We start from the raw sequence: 407 nt of genomic DNA on the forward strand, positions 1-407 counted from the left end.
TGTTCGGCTACAAGGGCCTGATCTACGCGACGATCTCCATCGCGGCCCTGTCGGTCGCGGTGTGGGCGCACCACCTCTACGCCACCGGCGCGGTGCTGCTGGCGTTCTTCTCCTTCACGACGTTCCTCATCGCGATCCCGACGGGTGTCAAGTTCGTCAACTGGATCGGCACGATGTGGAAGGGCAAGCTGACGTTCGAGACGCCGATGCTGTTCTCCGTCGGCTTCCTGGCGACGTTCCTGTTCGGTGGTCTGACGGGCATCCTGCTGGCCTCGCCGCCGCTGGACTTCCACGTGTCCGACAGCTACTTCGTGGTGGCGCACTTCCACTACGTGCTGTTCGGGACGATCGTGTTCGCCACCTATGCCGGGATCTACTTCTGGTTCCCGAAGATGACCGGCCGGATG

Annotated in this window: 1 protein-coding gene; it reads left to right on the forward strand. The window is 62.9% G+C overall.

Features of this window, described 5'->3' with window-relative positions:
- Positions 1-407, forward strand: a 407-nt coding sequence (locus PSD17_RS26000) for a cbb3-type cytochrome c oxidase subunit I (protein WP_339124975.1), incomplete at both ends; no start/stop codon positions are given.

This window comes from Pseudonocardia sp. D17, from assembly GCF_036984265.1.
Lineage (GTDB): Bacteria > Actinomycetota > Actinomycetes > Mycobacteriales > Pseudonocardiaceae > Pseudonocardia > Pseudonocardia benzenivorans.